This is a genomic window from Pseudoxanthomonas sp. 3HH-4 (assembly GCF_006716465.1).
Classification (GTDB): domain Bacteria; phylum Pseudomonadota; class Gammaproteobacteria; order Xanthomonadales; family Xanthomonadaceae; genus Pseudoxanthomonas_A.
In genome coordinates this window covers 652329-675869 of sequence record NZ_VFPB01000001.1, presented here as the reverse complement: position 1 = coordinate 675869, position 23541 = coordinate 652329, and the positions used below count along the sequence as shown (strand labels likewise).

Genomic DNA, 23541 nt, shown 5'->3' with positions numbered 1-23541 from the left:
GTCAGTTCGACACCAGGCGGTCGCGCCCCCGTTCCTTGGCGCGATAGAGGCGCTCGTCGGCTTCGCGCAGCAGATCGCGCAGGTCCTGGCCGGGCTGCAGTTCGGCCATTCCGATACTGACGGTGCAGCGCAGCGCGCTGCCGTCCGGCGCATCGATGCTGGCCTGCGCGATGCCCTCGCGCAGCGTCTCCAGTCGCGCGCGCGCAACGGTCCACGGCAGTTGCTGGCACACCAGGAATTCCTCGCCGCCGTAGCGCGCGATCAGCACGCCTTCCTGGGCGCCGGCCAGTCGCTGGGCCTGCGCCGCCACCTGTGAAAGCACGTCGTCACCGAACGCGTGCCCGTAGCGGTCGTTGACCGACTTGAAGTGGTCGATGTCCAACAGGGCGACGCAGAGCGGACGGCCTTCGCGACGGCTGGCCTCCAGCGCCTCGGCCAGGAACGCATCACCCGCGCGCCGATTGGCAAGGCGGGTCAACGGGTCATGCCCGGCCTGGTAGGCCAGTTGTTCCAGCAGGTGGGCATGGGCCTCGCTTGCCCGCTCCAGCTGCGCGTTCTTGTCGCTCAGCTCCGAGGTGCGCGCCTCCACCAGCGCTTCAAGCCGGCGCTGCCGGCGCCGCTGGCGCCGCATCGCCAGCAGCAGGATGGCCCAGCCCGCAAGTGCCAGCAGCAGCGCGTAGGCCACCATCGCCCATGCTCGCAGCCACCAGGGCGCCGCCTTGTCGAACGCCACCGCCTGGGTCACCACCGTGTCCTGTTTGCTCCAATCCGCGGGCGCATTCATCACCTGGACCTCGAAGCGCAGCTGTCCTGGGGGCAGGTTGGTGTAGACGGCAGCGTGGGTGATGCCGTTGTCAGTCTCGATCCAGTCGCGATCGAAGCCCACCATGCGGTAGCGATACCGCAGGCGCTCCGGCGCGCGTTGGTTGAGGCCGGTGAAGCGGATCACCACGCGTCGCGTGTCTGCCGCCAGCTCATGGCGCGGTTGCAGCGGCAGCACGCGACCGTCGGCTTCCACCGATTCCATCACCAACGTCACGCCCTGTGCGCGCTGGCGCCTTGCATCGTCGGGGTCGATAACGCCAATGCCGTTCGCCGTCGCGAACCACAACTTTCCGTCACGCATCCGCCATCCCGCCGGTGCGCTCGCGCCGTTGGCCTGGCTGCTGGGCAAGCCGTCGGCGTGGGTGAATGCCTCCACCGGCAAGCGGGCGAGATGATGGTTCTCCACCGCCGTCAGCGCCGGTCGGGAGATCCGGAATACGCCCCGGTTGCTCGACGCCCAGAAATCGCCATTGTCATCTTCAAGCAACCGGAACAGGCGGTTGTTGGGCAGGCCCTGACGATGATCGAATTGCATGAATCGCCCATCCCGCCAGTGCAGCAGGCCGCGATCGGTCGCGATCCACAGGCTACCGTCGGGATCGGCCAGGAAGTCGAATGCGGCCACGGCGGGAAAGCCCGAGTCCGGCGTCCATGCCCGCAGCGATCCGTCGCGTTGCATCATCGCCATGCCATTGCTGGTGCCGATCCACAACCGGCCTTCGCCGGTCTCGTAAAGGACGTAGACATTGCCGTCGGGCAGGCCATCGGCGGCGCTGTAATGCCGCACGATGCGCCCCTCCCGATATACGCTGAGGCCCTCGTTGCCGCCGATCCACAGCGAACCGTCAGCACGCTCCAGCAGGGCGCGCACGTGGTTGGACGGCAGGCCACGTGCTTCGTCGATGCGCCAGGGCAGTGCCTGCGGGTTGTCCGCGGCGGCGGGCAGGTGGATCACGCCCTGATCGTAGGTGCCCACCCAGAGGCCACCGTCGCGCGCGTTGGCCATCGACAGGACAGAGGGGTCGGGCTTGCCATCGAATGCCAGCGACACCGCGCGGCTGCGGCCGTTCTCCCACGCATCCACGCCCATCGGATGCCCGATCCAGATGCCCTGGTCCGGCCGTTCGATGATCGCGCGCACATAGATGTCGCGCAGGCCGTTGCTGCGGCCCAGTCCAAAGACGGGCCCGTCCGAAATGCGGAACAACCCGTTCGTGGTGCCCACCCACAGCAGGCCGTCGCGATCTTCGAACAGGGCTGGGGCCAGGCGTCCCATCAACCCGTGGCGCTCGCCCAACGTCTCGTATCGTCCCTGGCCATATCGGCGCAGCCCATCCAAGGTGGAGATCCAGAGGTTGCCGTTGCGGTCTTCCAGCATGGCCTCGGCGCGTGTCCCGGTGATCTGCTGCGCGCGGCCCTGCTCGATCCGCCATGCCCCCCCGCTTCCACCCACCAGGATGCCGCCCCAGCGCGAACGCTGGATGGCCAGCACGGATGTCCCGGGCAGGCCCACCCCGCGCCCCCAGTCGATGGCACGGCCCTGGGTGATCCGGAACAGGCCGTGCCGGTTCCCCACCAGTACCTGCCCGTCGGACAACGGCAGGATCGCGAGCACACGCTCGTTGGCCAGGCGCGCGTGCGCACTGCCGACGTCGTGCAGGCGACCGTCGCGGTCGAGGCGGAACAACGAATGATCGGTGCCGATCCAGAGCATGCCGTCCGGCCCGAACCGCAGCACCGAGACGTCCGGCAGGGTACCGGCCGGCCCGGGCAAGCGTTGCCAGCGGCCCTGGTGGAACCGCACCAAGCCGGGACCGACACGCCCCAGGCTGAGCACCATGCCGCCTTGCGGATGCGGCGTGATGGCTCGCACGCCCTCGATCTCCATGCCCTGCACAGTGCCTGCGTCGTACTGCGTGAAGCGGCGGCCATCGAACCGCGCGGCGCCTTCCCACGTGCCCGCCCACAGGTAGCCATCGGCATCTTGGCTGAGGGCATGCACCAGGTTGTGCGGCAGACCGTCCTCCATGGTCCAGCGCGCCAGCGTGTACTCCTCCACCTTGCGCGCAGGGTCGAGCGCCCATGAGGGCGTGCTGGCTAGCAGGGCCAACAGGCAGAGGCCAGAGGTCAACAGGCAGCGCACGGCACGAGGTCCGGAGGGTCTTCGACCTGTGCAGTATCGGCTGCGGCGGGGGTCTTCTTGAAGCCCGCCGCGTGCCGGATGTTACGAATCGGCGCCCTGCTCCGGTTTGACCTTGAACCAGGCGGCATACAACGCCGGCAGGAAGAACAGCGTCAGCACGGTCGCCACCGTCAGGCCGCCCATGATGGCGACGGCCATCGGGCCGAAGAAGGCGCTGCGCGACAACGGGATCATCGCCAGCACCGCGGCCAGCGCGGTCAGCACGATGGGACGGAAGCGGCGCACGGTGGCGTCGATGATCGCGTGCCAGCGGTCATGGCCGGCCTGGATGTCCTGGTCGATCTGATCCACCAGGATCACCGAGTTGCGCATGATCATGCCGGCCAGCGCGATCGTGCCCAGCATGGCGACAAAGCCGAACGGCACCCGGAACACCAGTAGCGCCAGCGTCACACCGATCAGGCCCAGCGGTGCCGTCAGCAGCACCAGCGCCACGCGCGAGAAGCTGCGCAACTGCAGCATCAGCAGCGTGGTCACCGCCAGCAGGAACAGCGGCATGCCGGCCGCGATCGACTTCTGGCCACGCCCGGAATCCTCCACCGTACCGCCGGTCTCCAGCAGGTAGCCCTGCGGCAACTGCGCGCGTATCCCGTCCAGCGTCGGCAGGATCTGCTGCACCACCGTGGGCGGCGTAACGTCGTCGTTGCGGATGTCGGCCCGAACCGTGACCGTCGGCAGACGGTCGCGGTGCCAGATGATGCCGTCCTCGAACGCGTATTCGAGGTTGGCGATCTGCGACAGCGGCACGCTGCCGCCGTTGCTGGTCGGCACGGCCAGGCTGCCCAGCAGGTCCAGGCGGGCACGCTCTTCGTCAGGTCCCCGCAACAGAATCTCGACCAGTTCGTTGCCTTCACGATAGGTGCTCACGCTCAGGCCCGACAGCGAACCCGACAGGAAGTGCGAGACCTGCGCCGTGCTGACACCCAGCGCGCGTGCGCGATCCTGGTCGATCTCCAGCCGCACGACCTTGCTGGGCTCGCTCCAGTCCAGGTTGACGTTGGTGACATGCGGGTTGGCGCGCACCTTCTCCGCCACCTGCCGCGCGATCGCCTGCGCGCGGTCGACGTGCTCGCCGGAGATGCGGAACTGCACCGGATAACCTACCGGCGGCCCGTTCTCCAGCCGGGTCACGCGGAACTGCAGCTCGGGGAACTGCGGGCCGACCTCGTCGATCAGCCAGCGGCGCACGTCCTCGCGCGCTTCCGCATCATCCGTCAACACGACGAACTGCGAGAAATTCGCCTGCGGCAACTGCTGGTCCAGCGGCAGGTAGAAGCGCGGCGAACCGGTGCCGATGTAGGCAACGTAGTTCTGGATGCCCTCGCGCGTGGCCAGCAGTTTTTCCAGCTTGCGCGCCTGCGCATCGGTGGACTTCAGTGAACTACCCTCGGCCAGCTCGAGGTCCACCATCAGTTCGGGGCGCACCGAATCCGGGAAGAACTGCTGCGGCACGAAGCGGAACAGCGCGATCGACGCCACGAACGCGGCGACGGTGACGCCGATCACCAGCCAGCGACGACGCAGGCAGAACGCCAGCCAGCCGCGGAACCGCTGGTAGAACGGCGTCTGGTACGGATTGTGGTCGTGCGCGTCGTGCGGCTTGGGCGCCAGCATCGCAGCGTACTGCGGCCAGCGGTCGGCCAGTCGCACGCGGAACCCACGCCAACGCGCCGCGAAGGAACCCGGTTTCGGCGGCTGCGGATTGCCAAGGTCGGGCAGCATCTTGTCGCCCAGATAGGGGATGAACAGCACGGCGGCGATCCACGACACCACCAGTGCGATGGTCACCACCTGGAACAGCGAACGCGTGTATTCGCCCGTGCTCGATGCCGCCGTGGCGATCGGCAGGAAGCCTGCCGCGGTCACCAGCGTGCCGGTCAGCATCGGGAAGGCGGTGGATTCGTAGGCGAAGCTGGCCGCTTTCAGGCGATCGAAGCCCTGCTCCATCTTGATGGCCATCATCTCCACCGCGATGATCGCGTCGTCGACGAGCAGCCCAAGCGCCAGTACCAATGCGCCCAGCGAGATCTTGTGCAGGCCGATGCCGAAGTAATGCATCACCGCGAACGTCATCGCCAACACCAGCGGGATGGACACCGCCACCACCAGGCCGGTGCGCAGGCCCAGCGAGAAGAAGCTGACCAGCAGCACGATGATCACCGCTTCGGCGAGCACGCGCACGAATTCGCCGACGGACTCCTCCACTGCGGCCGGCTGGTCAGACACCTTGCGCAGCTCCATGCCCAGCGGCAGGGTCTTCTGCAGGCGCTGGAATTCGGTCTCGAGCGTTTCCCCGAGCTTGAGGATGTCGCCACCGTCCTTCATCGCCACCGCGATGCCGATACCGGGTTGGCCCATGAAACGCATGCGCGGCGCGGCGGGATCGGCGAAGCCGCGCTTGATCTCGGCGATGTCGCCCAGCTTCACCGTGCGGCCACCGGCGCGGATCGGGAATTCCCGGATCTCGTCCACCGAACTGAATTCGCCGCTCACGCGCAACTGCACGCGGTCGCTCGCCGTTTCGAAGAAGCCGGCCGGCGTCATTGCATTCTGTTCTTCCAGCGCCTGCTGGACCGCGCTCAATGGAATACCGAGCGTGGCCAGCTTGGTGTTGGACAGTTCGATCCAGATCTTCTCGTCCTGCAGCCCGACGAGTTCGACCTTGCCGACGTCGTCCACCCGCTGCAGTTCCAGCTGGATACGGTCGGCATAGTCCTTCATCACCGCGTAGTCGAAACCATCGCCGGTGAGCGCATAGATGTTGCCGAACGTGTCGCCGAATTCGTCGTTGAAGAACGGGCCGATCACGCCGCTCGGCAGCGTGGCACGGACGTCGCCGACCTTCTTGCGCACCTGGTACCAGAGGTCCGGGATTTCCTTCGACTTCATGGAGTCGCGCGCCATGAAGATCACCTGCGATTCACCGGGACGCGAGTAAGAGCGGATGAACTCGTAGTTGCCGGTGGTCATCAGCGCCTTCTCGATGCGCTCGGTCACCTGCCGCGAGACTTCCTCGGCGGTCGCGCCCGGCCATACCGTTCGCACGACCATCGCCTTGAAGGTGAACGGCGGATCCTCGGACTGGCCCAGGTGCTTGTACGACCACGCACCGATGATGCCCAGCAAGATCATCAGGAACAGCACCAGGCTGCGGTTGGTCAGTGCCCACTCGGAAAGGTTGAAGCGGCGCATGCCGTTACTCCGGGCGCGATGCGATGTTGGCCGCATCGCCACCCGCGGCGACCCGGAGCGGGCGGTTGTTGCGGTCCACCGGCACCACGGTCTGCCCGTCGCGCAGGAGATGTCCGCCGGCCGCGACGACCCAGTCGCTGGCCTTCACCCCACCCAGTACCGGCACCGAGGCTTCGCCATACCGCCCCAGTTGCACCGCCTGCGCCCGCACCTTGCCGGTCGCGGGATCGACGATCCACACCGTGGTCCTGCCCTCATCCCCTCGCTGGATGGCCGACAGCGGCAGCTTCAATGCGGCCTTGCTGCCGTTTTCCTGCACATAGACGCGCGCGCTCTGGCCCAGTTCGACCTGCTGCTGCGCGTCGCCCACCAGGCTGACGCGCGCGGCATAGGTGCGCGTCTGCGCGTCGGCCGCGGGCGCGATCTCACGGATGGTGCCGGGCAGGCGCTGCCCGGGCGCATTCCACAACTCGACCATCACCGGCTGGCCCACGCTGAAATCACGGATGCGGTTCTCCGGCAGGCCGATGGCCACTTCGCGGCCCCCGTCGGCGGCCAGGATGAAGACAGTCTGGCCTGCGGCGACCACCTGCCCGGCTTCGGCCTGACGACTTGCGATCACGCCGTCGCGCGGCGCGCGCAATTGCGAATAGCCTTCCTGATTGCGCATCACGTCCATCTGCGCACGTGCGGCACGCGCCTGGCCTTCGGCCGCCTTGTATGCGGCAACCTGCGCGTCGTACGCCGACTGGCTGATCAACTTGTCGCCGACCAGCTTCGCGTAACGGTCGCGGTCGCCACGCGCACGGACAAGATCGGCGTCGGCCGCGGCAAGTTGCGCCTGCGCAGCCTGCGCCTGCAGCGCGAAGTCGCCCGGGTCCAGCAGCGCGAGCACTTCGCCCTTCTGCACGCGGGCGCCGGCATCGACATTGCGACGCACCAGGTTGCCGCCGACACGGAACGACAGCGGACTCTCCTCGCGTGCGCGCACTTCGCCGGCGTACGCCGACAGCGCGGCCTCGGCGCCACCGCCGGGGTGGACCACCAGCGCGGGACGCGGCGATTCCACAGGCTGTTCCGCGCTGCACGCGGCAAGGGCGAGCAGCACGACTCCGAACACTCCGTTCCAGCGCATATGGCGCATACACCGCTCCATGACGACTTCAATTAATAGACTTGGCGGTATAGTATAAATATCGAACCGAGTAGTCTAGTATTACGACATGGTCAGCCCGCCCACTTCCGCCAGCCGTCGCAAGTCCCCCGCCAAAGCCGTCACCAGCGGTCCCGGCCGCCCGAAGGATCTCGGCAAGCGCGCCGCGATCCTGGAGGCCGCCAAGCAATTGTTCGCGCGCGAGGGTTTCAACGGCGTCAGCATGGACCAGATTGCCGCCGAGGCGGGGGTCTCCAAACTGACGGTCTACAGCCATTTCGGCGACAAGGACGCCCTGTTCGCCGCGGCGGTGCAGGCCAAATGCGAGGAAATGCTCCCCGACACGCTGTTTCAGATCGAGCTGAAGGGCTCGCTGCGCGACCAGCTGAAGGCCATCGCGCAGGCTTTCTTCGCGCTGATCACCAGCGAAGAGGCCATCAGCACGCACCGCATGATGATGGTCCCCGGCAACATCGACGACAAGCTCAAGCAGACGTTCTGGGAAGCCGGCCCACAGCGCACCCATGACGCCTTTGCGGCGCTGCTGCAGGCGCAGGTGGCCAAGGGCGAGTTGGACATCCCCGATGTGGCGACGGCGTCCATCCAGTTCTTCACCCTGATCAAGGGCGAAGTACATGCCCGCATGACATGTGGCCTGTGCAGCCAGCCCGGCCAGTCCGACACCCGGCGGCACATCGATGCCACCGTGGACATGTTCCTGAGGGCGTATGGCCGGCGCTGAAGCTGAAGGCCAGCCCTGCGCGTCGGAGGTCGCGATGACTTCCGGCACTGCGTCCGCCATGGCGGCTGCCCCGATCCTTGCCCAGCGCGGACCGAGCCAGCCCGGTAAAATGCCGGGCCCAGCCCCCTGCGTCGGATGACCACCCCCATGACGATCAACTACACCCAGGCCCGCGAAAACATGGTCGAGCAGCAGGTACGTCCTTGGGACGTGCTGGACGCGCGCGTGCTGGAAACGCTGGCCACGTTGCCGCGCGAGGCCTTCGTGGCGGACTCGCACCGCGCGCTGGCGTATGCGGACCTGGAGCTGCCGCTGGGCCACGGCCAGTCGATGATGAAGCCCGTCGTCGAGGGCCGCACCCTGCAGGCGTTGAAGCCGCAGGCCGATGAGGACGTGCTGGAAATCGGTACCGGCAGCGGCTACCTGACCGCCTGCCTGGGCCACCTGGCGCGAGAAGTGGTCAGTCTGGAAATCCACCCCGAATTCGCCGAAGCCGCGCGTGCGCGCCTCGATGCCGCTGGCCTGGGCAGCAACGTCCGCATCGATACCGTCGACGCGCTGGCGTGGGACACCGACCGCCGTTTCGACGTGATCTGCGTGACCGGTGCCATGGCCAGCGTGCCTGCCCGCTTTCTGCAATGGCTGCGCCCGGGTGGCCGCCTGTTCGTCGTGCACGGTACGTCGCCGGTGATGGAAGCCGTGCTGCACGTCAACGATGTCAACGGCCCACGCATCGAATCGTTGTTCGAAACCGACCTCCCCTACCTGGTCGGCGCCGCACCGGCGCCCCAGTTCGTCTTCTGAAGATTAAAAAAGGAACCCGCATGAGCCGTCGCCCCCTCGCACTAGCGCTCGCCCTGGCCCTGCCGTCCGCGGCCGGCGCCACCGACCTGATGCAGACCTATGAGCTGGCGCGCACAGGCGACCCTCAGCTGTCCATCGCCGAATCCACCCGCCTGTTCGACAAGGAAGGCGCGGTGCAGGCACGTGCAGCGCTGCTGCCTCTGATCACCGGCAGTGCGGGCTATGAGCTTACCCATAGCAGCCGTCCGGGCAGCCCGACGGGCGACGGCAAGAGCCGCAGCTACGGTGCCTCGGTCAGCCAGACGATCTTCGACTGGAGCCGCATCGCCAACCTGCGTGGCCAGCGCGCCATCAGCCAGGCCGCCGACTACGACCTGGCCTCGGCGAACAACGAGCTGATCACCCGCACCTCGGCCGCGTATTTCAACGTGCTGATCGGCATCGAGTCGCTGGCGGCCGCCGAAACCAACGAGGCCGCATCGAAGAAGCAGTTCGATTACGCGCAGAAGCGCCTGGACGTTGGCCTGGCGCCGATCACCGACGTGCATGAAGCCCGCGCCCAGTACGACAGCGCGCGTGCCAATACCATCCTGGCCCGCAACTCCCTGGATGACAGCTACCGTGCACTGGCCGAGATCACCGGCCAGCCGATCAGCGGGCTGAAGGGCCTGCCGGATGACTTCCGCCCGGAACTGCCGGCGGAGCAGAACGCCCAGTCCTGGGTCGATCGCGCGCTGGAGCAGAACCCCGATCTCAAGTCGGCGGAATACTCGCTGGAGTCCGCACAGCATGGTGTCTCCAGCGCCCGCGCGGGCCACTATCCCACGTTGAACTTCCGCGGTGCCTACAACAACGGCACCGACTGGGACAGCGTGCCGGGCACATTGTCGCAGGACGGGGAAGGCTATAGCTGGGGCGTAACCCTGACCGTACCGATCTTCTCGGGTGGCGCCACCCAGTCCGGCGTGCGCCAGGCGCTGGCCCAGCGTGACCGCGCGTCGGACGGTCTGGAGCAGACCCGCCGCGCACTGATCCGCAACACCAGCAATGCCTACCAGGCGCTGGTCGCCGGCGTCAGCGAAGTGGAAGCCCGCCGCTTGGCGGTGGTCTCCGCACAGAGCGCGCTGGATGCATCGCAGGTCGGCCTGGAAGTCGGCACCCGCACCGTGCTGGACGTGCTGCAGAACCAGCGCACGCTGTTCCAGGCGCAGGTGGAGTACGCGCAGGCGCGCTACAACTTCCTGCAGAACCGCCTGCTGCTGGAGCAGGCCGCCGGCACGCTGGATGGCGCCGACGTGCAGGACGTCAACCGCCTGCTGACCGCCGACGCCGAAGCGCGCCTCTCGTCGCAGCCCCTTTCGCAGTAATCCCCGCGCCCCTGGCGCAACGGCAACGGCGGGCTTCGGCCCGCCGTTGCCGTTTCAGGCTTCGGGTTTCCTGTAGGAGCGACGTAAGTCGCGATCGGGAACCTTCCGTCTCCAGCCAAATATCCGATGTCGTTCGGGCGTGTGATCGCGACTTACGTCGCTCCTACAGTCAGGACTCAGATCGCGCCGCCAGACCGCAGCGCCGCGATCTCATCGTCGCCGTAACCCGCCTCGCGCAACACGTTGTCGGTGTGCTGCCCCAGCATCGGCGGCGCACGCGACGGCTGCACCGGTGTCACCGACAACTTGATCGGACTGCCCACCAGCGGCAACGTGCCGGCATGCGAATGCGGCACCTCGACGACCATGCCACGCGCCCGAACCTGCGGATCGGCGAACACGTCGGCAAGGTCATTGACCGGGCCACAGGGGATGCCCGCGGCTTCGAGCAACGACAGCCATGCGCGCCGGTCGCGTTGCAGAAAGTGCGCCTGGAGCATCGGCACGAGCACGTCACGACATCGCACGCGCTCCGCGTTCGTGGTGAACCGCGCGTCGGCGGCGAGTGCAGGCTCATCCAGCAGGTCGCAGAGACGCGCGAACTGCCGGTCGTTGCCGACGGCGACGATGATGTGGCCGTCGGCAACCGCGAATACCTGGTACGGCACGATGTTGGCGTGCGCATTGCCCTGCCTTGGCGGCACTTCGCCCCCGACCAGATAGTGACTGCCCAGATTGGCCAGCATCGCGACCTGCGCGTCGAGCAGCGCCATGTCGATCACCTGTCCTTCGCCCGTGGTGTCGCGATGGCGCAGCGCGGCGAGGATGGCGACGGTGGCGTACAGGCCGGTGAACAGATCCGCGACCGCCACCCCGACCTTCTGGGGCTCGCCCTCCGCGGCGCCGGTGACACTCATCAGGCCGCCAAGCCCCTGCACGGCAAAGTCGTAACCCGCGCGCTGCGCATACGGACCGTCCTGGCCGAAGCCGGTGATCGAGCAGTACACCAGCCGCGGATTGGCGGCGCGCAGGGTCGCGGCATCCAGCCCGTACCGCGCCATGTCGCCGACCTTGAAGTTCTCCACCAGCACATCGCTTTGCATGGCAAGCCGCCGGATGATGGCTTGGCCATCGTCGGTGGAGATGTCCACTGTCAGCGAGCGCTTGTTGCGGTTCGCGCACAGGAAATACGCGGACTCTGCGGTTTCATTCCCCGCTGCGTCGCGCAGGAAGGGCGGCCCCCATCCACGCGTATCGTCGCCACGGCCCGGCCGTTCAACCTTGATGACATCTGCGCCGAGGTCCGCGAGCACCTGTGTGCTCCATGGCCCGGCAAGCACGCGCGTCAGATCCAGTACGCGCACGCCGGCCAGTGCGCGCGGCGCAATGCCGTTCACGCCGCCGGGGCCGGCAGGTGCGGCGCGATCATCGCCAGCGTACGCGCCAGTGCGCCGCGACCATGTTCGACGAGCGCACGACCACGGCCCGCCATGTCGTGACGCCGTGCGTCATCGGCGAGCAGATCTTCGACGGCGGCCGCTACCCCCGCAGCGTCCGGCGCGATCACCAGGGCTTCGGCTTCCCTCAGGCGGCGGGAGATCTCGCTGAAGTTGTGCAGGTGCGGGCCGGTGACGGCAGGTGTGCCGACCGCGGCCGGCTCCAGCATGTTGTGTCCCCCGATGGCTTGCAGGCTGCCGCCGACGAAGGCCACGTCGGCGCAAGCGTAGAACGCCATCAGTTCGCCCAACGTGTCGAGTACGAAGACATCGTCGCCGGCAGCCGGCCAGCGGTCCGCGCGACGCGTTCCCACCTTCCAGCCCGCGTCGCGCGCGGCGTCCACCACGCGCGGGAAGCGTTCCGGATGGCGTGGCGCCCACAGCAGCAGCAGGTCGGGCCAGCGCGTGCGCAGACGCGCATGGATGGCGAGCACCGGCGCCTCTTCGTCTTCGTGGGTGCTCGCGGCGATCCAGACCAGACGCTGCGCGGACAGGTGTCCGCGGAAACCGGCGACGACATCGGCCACGGTGTCCGGCACGGGGATGTCGAACTTCAGGTTGCCGACGTCGCGTACCTGTTCCGGCGCGGCGCCCAGCTGCACGAAGCGGGCGGCATCGTCACCGGACTGCGCGGCCACGCGACGCACCGTGCGCAGCATGCGTGCGATCAGCGGACGCAACACGCTGTAGCCACGCAGGGATCGCGCTGAAAGACGCGCATTGAGGATGTACACCGGCACCTTCCGGTCATGGCAGCCGAACAACAGGCTGGGCCACAGCTCGGTCTCCATGATCAGCGCTAGGCGCGGCGGGAAATGGCCCAGGAAGCGCGCGACCGCGCCGGGAAGATCATAGGGCGAGTACACGTGCAACACGCGATCACCCCACAGCGCCCGCACGCGCTCGGAACCGGTGGGGGTGATGGTGGTGATCAGCAGGCGCAGCCCACGATGGCGCCCGAGCAACGCATTCACCACGGGTGCGGCCGCGTTCACCTCACCCACCGATACCGCGTGCAGCCAGACATCCACCGGGCTGCCGGGCGTGTCGTAGCTGCCATAGCGTTCGTTCCAGCGCTGGAAGTACTCCGGGTAGCGGAAGCCACGCCAGATCAGGTGGTACAGGGTGACCGGCGTCAACACGTACAGCACCGCCGAATAGAGGGCGCGCAGCAAGCGTTCGGCGGTTCGGTTCGGCATTGCCGACAAGGATACCCGGGGCCGCCGTTACAATGGGCCATGGCCGAAACCGAGAAGCGATCCGCCGACGCCCGCGAGCGTCCACCCATGGGGCCCGCGCAGTGGCCGGCCTGGATCGGCATCGGGCTGGCGTGGCTGGTGGCACGCCTGCCGTGGGCGCTGCAGCGCGTGCTGGGACGCCTCATCGGCGCGCTGCTTTTTGCGGCGATGCGCGAGCGCAGGAACATCGCCCGCCGCAACATCGCGCTGTGTTTTCCGGAACTGGACGCCGATGCCCGGGACGCGATGGCGCGCGCCAGTTTCGGCGAGCTTGGCATCGGGCTGTTCGAATTCGCGCGCGCCTGGTGGGGCAGCGTGGCGCCGATGCGGCGGGGACTGCGGGTCGAAGGCCTGGAGCACCTGGCGGCGGCGCGTGCCGGTGGCCGCGGGGTGATCGTGGTGTCCGGACACTTCACTACTCTGGAGATCTCGGCGCGGCTGATGTGCGACCACGCACCGCTGGCCGGCATGTACCGCCCGCACAACCAGGGCGCGATGGAGTGGGCGGTCAAGCGCGGCCGCCTGCGTTACGCCACCGCGATGTTCACCCGTGAAGAGTTGCGCCCTGCGCTGAAGCACCTCAAGCAGGGCGGACTGCTCTGGTTCGCGCCCGACCAGGACACGCGGCGCGGCGAAAGCGTGTTCGTTCCGTTCTTCGGCCACCCCGCCTACAGCCTCACGTCCACCCATCAATTGGCGCGGCTGTCGGGCGCGGCGGTGATCGCGTTCTCGCACGTCCGCCGCGAAGACGGTGGCTATACGCTGACGCTGTCGCCCGCGCTGGAGGATTTCCCGTCGCCGGACGCCACGGCGGACACTGCGCGCGTGATCGCCGCGATCGAGTCCATGGTGCGCGAGGCGCCCACCCAGTACCTGTGGATCCATCGCCGCTTCAAGCGTCAGCCCGAAGGCCGCGGCGAACTCTACCGGTAGAGACCGGGTTCGCCCGGCGGGCGGGTCTTGAATCGCCTGTGCACCCACAGGTACTGCTCGGGATTCCGGCGCACCACGGCTTCCAGTTCCGCCATGTAGCGTGCCGCATCCTGCGCAGGATCGCCGGTCGGCCATCCTTCCCACGTCGGCTCGACGCGCAGCTGGTAGCGACCCGCCACGTCGCGATGGAACCAGAACGGCAGCACGACGGCATTGCTCCGGCGCGCGAGATCGGGCGTGGCGGTCAGGGTCGCGGCCTGCACGCCGAAGAACGGCACGAAGGCATTCTGGTAGTTGAAATCCTGGTCCGCGGAATACGCGACGATGCCGCCGCGCGACAGCGTGCGCAGCAGGCCGCGCACGTCCTTCTTGCCGATGACATCGGCGAAGACGCGGCGACGGGCAGTGTCGAGCAGATGCTCGATGCAGGGATCGTTGTTGCGCCGCGCGACGATGGTCACCCGTTCGCCCAGCGCGTCGCCCAGCAGGCGCGCGCACAGTTCAGAGTGTGGGATATGGCCGCCGAACAGCAGGATGCCGCGCCCCTGCGCGCGCGCGGCGCGCACGTGCTCCAGCCCCTGCACGTCGGCCAGCCCGCGCAGTGCCTGTGCAGGTGCGTACCAGCCCCGCACGAGTTCGAACATGCCGGTCACCGTGGCGCGCAGGGTGTCGCGCAGCAGGCGGGCGCGGGCACGGTCATCCAGTGCGGGGAAACACAGTGCGATGTTGGTCGCCGCGTAACGGCGGCGCTTGCCGAGCAGCGGCCACAGCAACCATGTCGTGAAGCTCCCGAACAGCAGCAAAGCCCGCTGCGGCAACCGCGCGACCGCCGATGCGATCAGGTTGGCGGGCGCCACGAACCAGCAGCGCGCGCCCGCCGCGCGCTCAATCGTCATCGCGCGCCAGCAGGCTGCCGGCATACAAGGCCGCCAGCATCAGCGTCAGGCCGCCCCAGAACGTGGAGTAGAACGCAAGGTGCGTATTGAACGGGAAGACCGTCACCGCCAGCGCCAGCATCGCCGGCCGCGCGCGCTCCTTCGCCTGCGGTGCGGCATAACGCCAGGCACGCCATGCCAGCGCTGCACCCGCCAGCCACAGCAACAGGCCGATGACGCCGGTTTCGCTGAGTACTTCCAGCACGATCTGATGGGCATGGAACGCCGGACCCTGGCCCCATGCAGGCCGCTCGCCGGCCCCTGCATCGCACCCGGGGAATGCTTCGCGGAAGCCCCGCGCACCCACGCCGTTGATGGGGTGCTCGGCGATCATGCAGCCGGCGGCGGACCAGATCTGCCCACGGCCTGACAGCGCCGTATCCACGCCGGACTCGTCGGCGGTCAATGCATGCGTGGTGAGCCGGATGCGTTCGCGCACCTGCGGCGATACAACGGCCAGTCCTGCCAGCAATACTACGCCGAAGGCGAAAACACCCAGCAGCCGCTTCCACCCCAACAATTTCCAGCCGGAGAACACCAGCACCAGGGCGTAGGTGATCCATGCGGCACGCGCGCCAGCCAGCAACACGACGACGCCTATCGCGGCCGATGCCAGCAGCCAGCCCGTTGCCTTCAAGCGCCGCGCCGCTGCGAACAGCAGGAACGGCGACAGGCTCGCCATCACCACGCCCAGCTTCCGGTTGCACGGGCCCAGGAACCCGCTGAGCCTGTCGATGCCGGCCATCTGTTCCGCAGTGCACATCGGGCGCCCGCTGACCAGTTGCTTGAGCTGGTCCAGGCCCCAGAACAATGGACTGGTGCCGAACACGACCTGCGCCAGCGCGTCCAGCGTCCACACCGCGACGATGATGGCGAGACCGTTGAAGGTGGTGCGCCCCGCTTCCCTGTTCGCCACGGCGGCCGCCACCAGCCACAGGAACGGCAGGTAGCGCAGGTCCACCGCGGCCTCCCGAAATGCCCGCGGTGCGTCTACGGCGTCCATGGCCGAGATGACTTCGGGCAGCCAATAGGCGGCGAACAAGGCGCTGGTCAGCGCCCATGCCGCGCCGCTCAGCAGGCGCGTGCCGCCACGGAACCTGTCGAGCAGCAACCGGATGACGGCCGCCAATGCACCCAGCACCATCACGGCTTCGGCATAGCCCGGTGCCGGCCAGAGGGCGACGAACGTCAGCACCCACGCGGGTGCCCAGCGCCAGCCGTGGGGACGGCCACGGACAGGCATGTCAGGGATCGATGGCGAGTCGGCGGTCATCGGCAAGATCGTGGTAAAGGGCGAGCGTGGCGTCCTGCATCGCGCGCAGGGTGTAGGCGTCCATCGTAGCCAATGGCGGCGGCGGATGGGCGAGCATCGAGCGCACCGCATCGAACAGGCGGTCTTCATCGAATGCCGGAACCGCGCCCGCGGGCTGCAGTTCGCGCAGCAACTCGCCGACACCGCCATGCGCCCAGCCGGCGACGGGACGTCCCACGGACAGCGCTTCGACCACGGTCCGGCCGAACGCTTCGGGCTTGCGCGACAGCTGCAAAACCAGGTCGCTGCCGGCGTAGGCGCGTGCGATGGCGGTTGTCGGTGGCGTGATCGCGAGCGCATCGGCGCATCCGCCACGTCGCGCTTCTGCTTCCAGGTCGAGGACGTAGTGCTCGCGCCCCGACTCGCGCGTGCCCGGCATCCAGAGGCGCGCATCGATGCCGCCGCCACGCAGGCGGGCCAGCAGCGCGATGGCATCCTGGTGGCCCTTGAGGCGAGTGCCACGCCCCGGCAGCAGCAGCAGCGGGCCTTCGCCCACCAGCGCAGGATGCTGCATGGCAGCCCACGCACGCGCGTCAGGATCGCGCGAGGAGGCGCGCGGGAACTGCGCCGGATCGATGCCGCGCGGAATCACCACCAGCCTGCCGGCATCGGTCTGCGGATAGTGCTGCCGCAGATACGCGCGCACCGTGTCGGACACGCAGATCACGCGCTCGCCGTACGTCATCACCGCGCTGTAGCGCCCGGGCGAATTGAGACCGTGCATGGTGGTGACGAATCGTGGCCGCGCGGCCGCGGGCATCGCACGGATCGCCCACAGGCCAAGCCACGCAGGAAGCCGCGAGCGCGCGTGCACGATGTCGGCGCCGACATCGGCGAACAACCGGCGCAAGGTGACCACGTGGCGCAACGTGAGCAGTGATTTGCGACCGATGTCGAGCGTGATGTGCTCCGCGCCCGTCGCCCGCAACGCCGGCTCCAGCCGCCCGCCCGCCGACACCACCACGGCACGGTGGCCTGCGCGCACCAGTGCATCCGCGATCTCGAGGGTGGAGCGTTCGACGCCGCCGGATTCCAGCGCCGGCAGCAGCTGGACGACGGTCAGGCGGCGCATGGGCGATGGGCCGCGCGCTTCGGCCGCATCAGGCGATCAGTCGGCCAGGACGAAATGCGAACCACAGTACGGGCACTGCACATCCCCACCCGGCGCGTCTTCGATGGGCAGGTAGACGCGCGGATGCGAATTCCACAGCGCCATCGACGGCAGCGGGCAGCTCAGCGGCAGGTCGGCGCGCGAGACGGTGTAGCGCTTCTCGGCGTTGGCGGGCGCGGTGGCGGTGTGGGTCATGGCGGTGCGGGACGTGCTGGAACGAGGCGGCCAGTCTACCAGCCGGTACCGTGACGGCCCAAGGAAGGGGTTCCCCTGACGGAAAACGCCGCCCGGCGCGAGCGGGGCGGCGTTTCCGGCAGCATCCGGCCGGCGCGCGGACGCCGGGGAAGGCGTGTTTACTTCTTGGCGTCGGCCGTGGCTTCGGTGGTGATCTTCAGCGTCACTTCGTCGCTGACCATCGGGGCGTATGCGCCCACGCCGAAGTCGCTGCGCTTCACGGTGGCGGTGGCATCGAAGCCGATCGCCGGCACTTTCTTCATCGGGTGCTCGCCCGCCTTGTTGAGGGTCACGTCCAGCACCACCGGCTTGGTGATGCCCTTGATGGTCAGGTCACCGGTGACCTTGAGCTTGCCTTCGCCGGCCGCTTCCACCTGGGTGCTCTTGAAGGTGGCGGACGGGTACTTGGCGGCGTCGAACCACTTGTCGCTGGTCAGGTGCTCGTAGAACTGGTCGGCCAGCGCGCTCAGGCCGCTCAGCGGCAGGGTGACCTGGACGCTGGACGCGGAGACCTTGTCGGCGTCGTACACCAGGGTGCCGTCGGCTTGGCCGAAGTTGGCGCTCGGGTTGGAGAAACCGAAATGGCTCCAGGTCGCCAGCACGTTGGTGTGGCCGGGGTCGATCTTGTAAGTGACCGGCGCGGCGAAGGCGGAGCCGGCGAAGGCGAGCAGGGCGGCAACGAGCAGGGTCTTGCGCATGGGATATCTCCGGGGTGGTGGGGTGTCAGAGGATGCGCGCGGCTTCGTCGAAGCCCAGGCGCGGGGAACGCGGGAAAATGCTGGCCGGGTCGCCATGGCCCAGGTTGACCAGGATGTCGGACTTGATCGCGGTGCCGGCGAAGAAGGCCTCGTCGACCTTCGCGGCGTTGAAGCCGGTCATCGGACCAGCATCCAGGCCGAGGGCGCGCGCGGCGACGATCAGGTAGCCCGCCTGCAGGCTGGCGTTGCGCAGCGCGGGCTTGAAGCGATTCTCGCGCGGGCCGTCGAACCAGGCCTTGGCATCGGTATGCGGGAACAGGAACGGCAGCTTCTCGTGGAAGTCTTCGTCGCGGCCGATGATGACGGTCACCGGTGCGGCCATGGTCTTGGCGTAGTTGCCCTCATCCAGCGCCGGGCCCAGCTTGGCCTTGGCTTCGGCCGACTTCACGAACACGAAGCGTGCCGGCGTGGTGTTGGCCTGGGTGGGACCGAACTTCAGCAGGTCGTAAAGCTGGCGCAGCGTGTCGTCGCTGACGTCACCGCTGAACGCGTTGTAGGTGCGGGCGGTGCGGAACAACTGGTCGAGCGAAGTGGCGTCGAGAACGTGGGGCATGGCATACCTGTCGCGAAGAGGGAAGCAGCATCCGCAGCGGCCGGCCTGGGCCGGCGGATCGGACGGGCAGTGTAGGGTGTCCTGACTATGGCAACATCCAACCGACCCGGAACGGATTGTTTTAACCAGTGGAACGAACAAGCCCTCCCACGACCGATTCGGCGCGCCCCTGGACCCTGACCGATGGCCACGCCGGCAATGTGCGGCAGGCCCGGGCGCTGATGAATGAGCTGGACGCCGGTGAAGCGCGCGAGTGGGTGCTGCAACCGCGTGCGCCGTGGCGCTGGGCGGCCCCTCGCCTCTGGCCCGGATCCGCGCAGGCCTTCGGAAGCGCTTTCGCCGCTGCCCTGCGCACGCCCCCTCCGCTGGCCGTCGGCTGTGGCCGGCAGGCTGCGCTGGCGACGCGGCTGCTACGCGGGCGCGGCAGCAAGGCGGTGCAGATCCTGGCCCCTCGCATCGACCCCATGCACTGGGACGTGGTCATCGCGCCGGCGCATGACGGCCTGCGTGGCCGCAACGTCATCACCCTGACAGGCAGCCTGAACCCGGTCGACGACGCTTGGCTGGCGAACGCGCGCCTGCAGTTCGCGACCTTCGCCCAGCTGCCGTCGCCGCGCACCGCCGTATTGCTGGGCGGCGACAGCGCGCATGCGCGCTTCGACCCTGCGGCCTTCCTGGCGTTGGCGGCGGACCTGGACGCGGTGCTGGCGCGCGAGGGCGGCAGCGTGCTGGTGACCACCTCGCGGCGCACACCGCACCAGGTGATCGACGCGGTGCGCCAACGCTACGCAGCCACGCCCGGCATTGTCTGGTGCGGCGAACACGACGGCCCGAACCCCTACCCCGGCCTGCTCGCCTGGGCCGACCGCATCGTCTGCACGCCGGACTCGGTCAACATGCTGTCCGAAGCGTGTGCGACCAGGGTGCCCGTGCACGTCTTCGATCCCCACCGCGTGAGTGGCCGGCCGCGCCGGTTCCTGGACGCCCTGTTGCAGCGCGGGCGCATCCGCGTGATGGACAGCGCAATGCAGGACTTCGATGTCGAACCGCTGCGGGAAACAGCGCGCGTGGCCGCGGCACTCCGCGACCGCCTCGCGTCCTGACGTCAACGGCGCGCTTCCGTCGCCATCCGCACCGCCAGCGCCGCCAGCACCGTGCCCATCAGCCAGCGCTGGGCCGTGGCCCAGAACGGCCGCTGCGCCAGGAAGGCGGCAACACTGCCCGCGAATACCGCGATCAGCGCATTGACGCCCAGGCTGACGAGGATCTGCACCGAACCCAGCGCGAGCGATTGCGCCAGCACGTCACCGCGCACAGGGTCGATGAACTGCGGCAGCAGCGACAGGTAGAGCACGGCGATCTTGGGGTTCAGCAGATTGGTAAGCAGTCCCATCAGGAACAGCTTGCGTGGGCCATCGGCCGGCAGTTCGCGCACCTGCAGTGGCGAACGGCCACCGGGTCGCACTGCCTGCCAGGCCAGGTAGAGCAGATAGGCTGCGCCGGTGATGCGCAGCGCGTCGTACGCATAGGGCACCGTCATCAGCAGCGCTGTGATGCCGAAGGCGGCGCACAGCATGTAGACCACGAATCCGGCGGCAACACCGCCCAGCGATATCAGTCCGGCACGCGTGCCCTGGCTGATCGAGCGCGACACCAGATAGATCATGTTCGGCCCCGGTGTCAGGACCATGCCTAGCGCAATCAGTGCGAATGCGAGTAGCGGGGAAGTGGCGGGCACGGAGCATCTCCTGATGGAGGAAAGGATGCCCAGGCGCGCGGCGGCGATGCCCGCGCTTCCCGAGGGTGCTCCCTCCAGGCGCCAGTCACGCGGTGGTGCAGGTTAGCGGCGGACGCGCGCGACTGGCAAGCGCCCCTCACGGGGCGAACACCAGTCCATGCGCCTCTGCCGTGCGTACGACGAGCGCGCGGGCGGTCGCCAGCGCGGCATTCTCGGTCACCAGTCGCGGCCGTCGGTCCAGAGTGCAGGCCAGTCCTTCGGCCACGAAGGTGGCATGCACCTGGCAGAGTGCCTCGGCTTCGTCGCGCGGCAGCACGCCGGCCTCCGCCATCGCGACGATCAATCCGCTGCTGTCGCGCGGTGCGAGCAACGCCGGGTGCGTGGCGGAGTCGCGCAGCACCAGGTACTGCAGCAGGAATTCCATATCCACCAGCCCGCCCGCGCCCTGCTTCAGGTCGAAGCGCGCGGCGTCGCTGCGGTCCAGTTCGCCGCGCATGCGTGCACGCATGTGGATCACATCGTCCCGGAGTTTCTCGGCATCGCGCCGAGAGGACAGCGTTTGCGCACGGATACGTTCGAACGCCTCCAGCAGGCTGGCATCACCGGCAACGCCCCGGGCACGCACCAGGGCCTGATGCTCCCAGGTCCAGGCGCGCTCGCGCTGGTATTCGGTGAAGCTGGCCAGCGACGAGACCAGCAGACCCTTGGCGCCATCAGGGCGGAGGCGTACGTCCACGTCGTAAAGCCGGCCCGCCGCGGTTACCGCGCCGAGCAGCGCGACGATTTTCTGCGCCAGCCGCGCATACCAGCGACCTGCTTCCAGCGCGCGCGCGCCATCGGATTCGGCATCGGCGGGCGCATCGAACAGGAACACCAGGTCCAGGTCCGAACCGAAACCGAGTTCCTCGCCACCCAGGCTGCCGTAACCGATCACCGCGAACCGGCCGCCTGCGACAACGCCATGTGCCGACCCGACATCGCGCGTGGCGACCTGAACGACGACCCGGACGACCTCGTCGGCCAGCCATGCCAACTGTCGCACGCTGTCGCGCGCGGCCTGGCGACCGTCGAGCGCGGCCAGCGCAACGCGGAAACTCAGCGCGAGTCTGCGCTCGTTCACTACGCGCAGGCAGGTTTCCGGGTCGTCCTCAACCAGCGCCGCTTCGCATTCCATGCGCAGTTCGTCGCGATCGGGCATCGGGCCGGAGACGCGGGTGTCGAGCAGTTCGTCGAGCAGCAGGGGGTACTGCGCCAGCCGCTCGGACAGCAGCGCACTGCGCGCCAGCACGTTGACCAACCGCGCCAGTGCGCTGGGCTGTTCGTCGAGCAGCGCGAGATAGCTGGCGCGGCGCAGGATCGCTTGCAACAGCGACAACACGCGCCGCAATGCCGCATCCGGTTGCGACGAGCGTGCGCAGGCGTCGAGCAAGGCAGGCAGCACCCGGTCAAGCCGCGCACGCGAACCATCGGACAGCGCACGCACACCACTGAACTGGGCGAATTCGCGCAGCGCACCGTCGGCGCTACCCGCGTCGGCGAATCCGGATGCCGCCAGCACCTCGACATCGCCCCCATCGGGCAGCGCCCGCCAGTACAGCGCCAGCGCATCCGGCGCGGCATCGCGCTGGCGCGGTGCGAGCAGTTCGGCGAACTCGGCCGACACACGCGCACGCTGAAGGTCCAGCGCGGCGCGCAATGCATCCCAGTCGGGATAGTCCAGACCACGCGCGATGCGATGGCGGTCTATCGCGTCCTCCGGCAGTGCATGCGTCTGCGCATCGCGCAACATCTGCAGGCGATTCTCCAGCCGGCGCAGGAAACGGTAGGCCTGCGCCAGCGCATCGCCCTCCTCTTCGGACATCTGCCGCGTGGCGACCAGCGCGGGCAAGGCCATGCGCAGCCTCCGCTCGCGCAGCGCGGCTTCGCGCCCACCGCGGATCAGTTGCAAGGCCTGCACCAGGAACTCGATCTCGCGGATGCCGCCGGGCCCGCGCTTGATGTCGTCAGCCAGCTCGCGGCGCGCGACTTCGGCGGCGATCGCCGCCTTCATCTCACGCAGGCCATCGAGCGCCGTGTAGTCGAGATAGCGGCGATAGACGAATGGTCGCAACGACTCCAGCCAGCGCTCACCTTCCACGATATCGCCTGCCACCGCGCGCGCCTTCAGCCACGCGTAGCGTTCCCAGTCGCGGCCTTCGCGCTGGAAGTACTGGTCCATGCCGGCGAACGACAGCGCAAGGCGACCGGCGTTGCCGAAAGGCCGCAGGCGCAGGTCGACGCGATGGCAGAAGCCGTCGACGGTAGGCTCGTCCAGCAGCTTCGCCAACCGCTGGCCCAGCCGCATGAAGTAGTCCTCGGCCGCGAGCGGTCGTGCGCCATCGGACTCCCCGCCTTGCGGGTACGCGTAGACCAGGTCGATGTCCGACGAGAAGTTCAGTTCGCCACCGCCCAGCTTGCCCAGCCCGAACACGACCAGCCGCTGCACGCTGCCGTCGGGCGCGCGCACAACGCCATGGCGCTGCGCGAACTCCGCTTCCAACGCGTCCAGCGCGGTCTGCAGGCAGACTTCGGCCAATCGCGTGGTGCCCGCGAGCGTGTCGTCCACCGTGTCGAGGCCATGCACATCGCGCCACACCAGACGCGTGGATTCGGCGGTGCGGTAGCGACGCAGCAACTCGGGCCATTGCGCGGTGTTGTCGGTCGTCAGCGTGGGCAACGGCCAGGGCGCAGCGCAATCGTCGTGCAGCAAGGCGGCCAACAGGTCGGGCTGTCGGCGCAATGTTTCCAGGGAGAAGTCGCTGGTCGCGATCACGCGCGACACACGATCGACATTGCGCGCACCGCCGAGCAAGGCATCCAGGTCCGGCGACGCGCTGCGCAAGCGCGCCAAGCCGCGTTCCGTCAGTGCATCAAGCTCGGTGTCGAGGGAGAGGGTCGCGTCGTTCAT

At 68.3% G+C, this 23541-nt stretch carries 18 protein-coding genes and 1 riboswitch; of the genes, 5 read left to right on the top strand and 13 right to left on the bottom strand.

Annotated elements, in window-relative coordinates; genetic code table 11:
* Nucleotide 1: 1 nt before the first annotated feature.
* The 3 genes from FB548_RS03040 to FB548_RS03030 all read right to left on the bottom strand — a co-directional run bounded on the left by FB548_RS03040 (nt 2) and on the right by FB548_RS03030 (nt 7364).
* Nucleotides 2–2968 carry a ligand-binding sensor domain-containing diguanylate cyclase gene (locus FB548_RS03040; RefSeq protein ID WP_142123268.1) on the bottom strand — a complete coding sequence of 989 codons (2967 nt, stop codon included), beginning with the start codon at nt 2966–2968 and terminating at the stop codon, nt 2–4.
* A gap of 81 nt (nt 2969–3049) precedes the next feature.
* Entirely contained in the window at nt 3050–6220 is a 3171-nt protein-coding gene (locus FB548_RS03035) for an efflux RND transporter permease subunit (protein WP_142123267.1), read from the bottom strand.
* 4 nt (nt 6221–6224) lie between these two features.
* A complete protein-coding gene (locus tag FB548_RS03030) occupies nt 6225–7364 on the bottom strand; it encodes an efflux RND transporter periplasmic adaptor subunit (RefSeq protein ID WP_142123266.1) in 1140 nt (379 codons plus the stop codon).
* Nucleotides 7365–7443: 79 nt separating this feature from the next.
* Here FB548_RS03030 and FB548_RS03025 point away from each other — a divergent pair, with 79 nt between their 5' ends.
* The 3 genes from FB548_RS03025 (at nt 7444) to FB548_RS03015 (ending at nt 10286) form a co-directional block, all read left to right on the top strand.
* Nucleotides 7444–8115: a TetR/AcrR family transcriptional regulator gene (locus FB548_RS03025; protein WP_142123265.1), complete on the top strand. Its 672-nt coding sequence runs from the start codon at nt 7444–7446 to the stop codon at nt 8113–8115.
* 147 nt (nt 8116–8262) lie between these two features.
* Entirely contained in the window at nt 8263–8919 is a 657-nt protein-coding gene (locus FB548_RS03020; RefSeq protein ID WP_142124079.1) for a protein-L-isoaspartate O-methyltransferase, read from the top strand.
* 20 nt (nt 8920–8939) lie between these two features.
* Complete coding sequence (locus FB548_RS03015; protein WP_142123264.1) at nt 8940–10286, top strand: TolC family outer membrane protein; 1347 nt, start codon at nt 8940–8942, stop codon at nt 10284–10286.
* A 176-nt stretch (nt 10287–10462) separates the two neighbouring features.
* Here FB548_RS03015 and FB548_RS03010 read toward each other — a convergent pair whose 3' ends face one another.
* Together FB548_RS03010 and waaA are read right to left on the bottom strand one after the other, a co-directional pair.
* Nucleotides 10463–11683 (bottom strand): CaiB/BaiF CoA-transferase family protein, encoded by a 1221-nt coding sequence (locus tag FB548_RS03010; RefSeq protein WP_142123263.1) that lies wholly within the window; start codon nt 11681–11683, stop codon nt 10463–10465.
* Entirely contained in the window at nt 11680–12981 is a 1302-nt protein-coding gene (gene waaA / locus FB548_RS03005; protein WP_142123262.1) for a lipid IV(A) 3-deoxy-D-manno-octulosonic acid transferase, read from the bottom strand. Before waaA ends, FB548_RS03010 begins: the two co-directional genes overlap by 4 nt.
* Before the next feature lie 87 nt (nt 12982–13068).
* Here waaA and lpxL point away from each other — a divergent pair, with 87 nt between their 5' ends.
* The gene (gene lpxL / locus FB548_RS03000; protein ID WP_185742009.1) at nt 13069–13953 is read left to right on the top strand and encodes an LpxL/LpxP family Kdo(2)-lipid IV(A) lauroyl/palmitoleoyl acyltransferase; all 885 of its coding nucleotides are present in this window, start codon (nt 13069–13071) and stop codon (nt 13951–13953) included.
* On the opposite strand, the gene FB548_RS02995 is transcribed toward lpxL, so the two are convergent.
* The 6 genes from FB548_RS02995 to FB548_RS02970 all read right to left on the bottom strand — a co-directional run bounded on the left by FB548_RS02995 (nt 13944) and on the right by FB548_RS02970 (nt 18856).
* Nucleotides 13944–14849: a lysophospholipid acyltransferase family protein gene (locus FB548_RS02995; protein WP_185741950.1), complete on the bottom strand. Its 906-nt coding sequence runs from the start codon at nt 14847–14849 to the stop codon at nt 13944–13946. The genes lpxL and FB548_RS02995 overlap by 10 nt on opposite strands.
* Nucleotides 14839–16161, bottom strand: a complete 1323-nt coding sequence (locus tag FB548_RS02990) for an O-antigen ligase (RefSeq protein ID WP_142123259.1) — start codon at nt 16159–16161, stop codon at nt 14839–14841. Before FB548_RS02990 ends, FB548_RS02995 begins: the two co-directional genes overlap by 11 nt.
* Nucleotides 16133–17272, bottom strand: coding sequence for a glycosyltransferase (locus FB548_RS02985; protein WP_142123258.1), 1140 nt, complete (start codon nt 17270–17272; stop codon nt 16133–16135). The genes FB548_RS02990 and FB548_RS02985 overlap by 29 nt, the downstream gene beginning before the upstream one ends.
* 36 nt (nt 17273–17308) lie before the next feature.
* Nucleotides 17309–17506 (bottom strand): zinc-finger domain-containing protein, encoded by a 198-nt coding sequence (locus FB548_RS02980; protein ID WP_142123257.1) that lies wholly within the window; start codon nt 17504–17506, stop codon nt 17309–17311.
* A 158-nt stretch (nt 17507–17664) separates the two neighbouring features.
* Complete coding sequence (locus FB548_RS02975; protein WP_142123256.1) at nt 17665–18243, bottom strand: YceI family protein; 579 nt, start codon at nt 18241–18243, stop codon at nt 17665–17667.
* Between the two features lie 25 nt (nt 18244–18268).
* Nucleotides 18269–18856, bottom strand: a complete 588-nt coding sequence (locus FB548_RS02970; RefSeq protein ID WP_142123255.1) for a malonic semialdehyde reductase — start codon at nt 18854–18856, stop codon at nt 18269–18271.
* Nucleotides 18857–18984: 128 nt separating this feature from the next.
* Between FB548_RS02970 and FB548_RS02965 the strand changes: the two genes are divergently transcribed.
* A complete protein-coding gene (locus FB548_RS02965; RefSeq protein WP_255470289.1) occupies nt 18985–19959 on the top strand; it encodes a mitochondrial fission ELM1 family protein in 975 nt (324 codons plus the stop codon).
* 2 nt (nt 19960–19961) lie between these two features.
* Here the strand turns inward: FB548_RS02965 and FB548_RS02960 are convergent, their stop codons facing one another.
* Both FB548_RS02960 and glnE read right to left on the bottom strand, forming a co-directional pair.
* Nucleotides 19962–20594, bottom strand: a complete 633-nt coding sequence (locus FB548_RS02960) for a LysE family translocator (RefSeq protein ID WP_142123253.1) — start codon at nt 20592–20594, stop codon at nt 19962–19964.
* A gap of 20 nt (nt 20595–20614) precedes the next feature.
* A riboswitch (ZMP/ZTP riboswitch) is annotated at nt 20615–20693 on the bottom strand.
* A gap of 37 nt (nt 20694–20730) precedes the next feature.
* Nucleotides 20731–23541, bottom strand: coding sequence for a bifunctional [glutamate--ammonia ligase]-adenylyl-L-tyrosine phosphorylase/[glutamate--ammonia-ligase] adenylyltransferase (glnE, locus tag FB548_RS02955; protein ID WP_255470288.1), 2811 nt, complete (start codon nt 23539–23541; stop codon nt 20731–20733).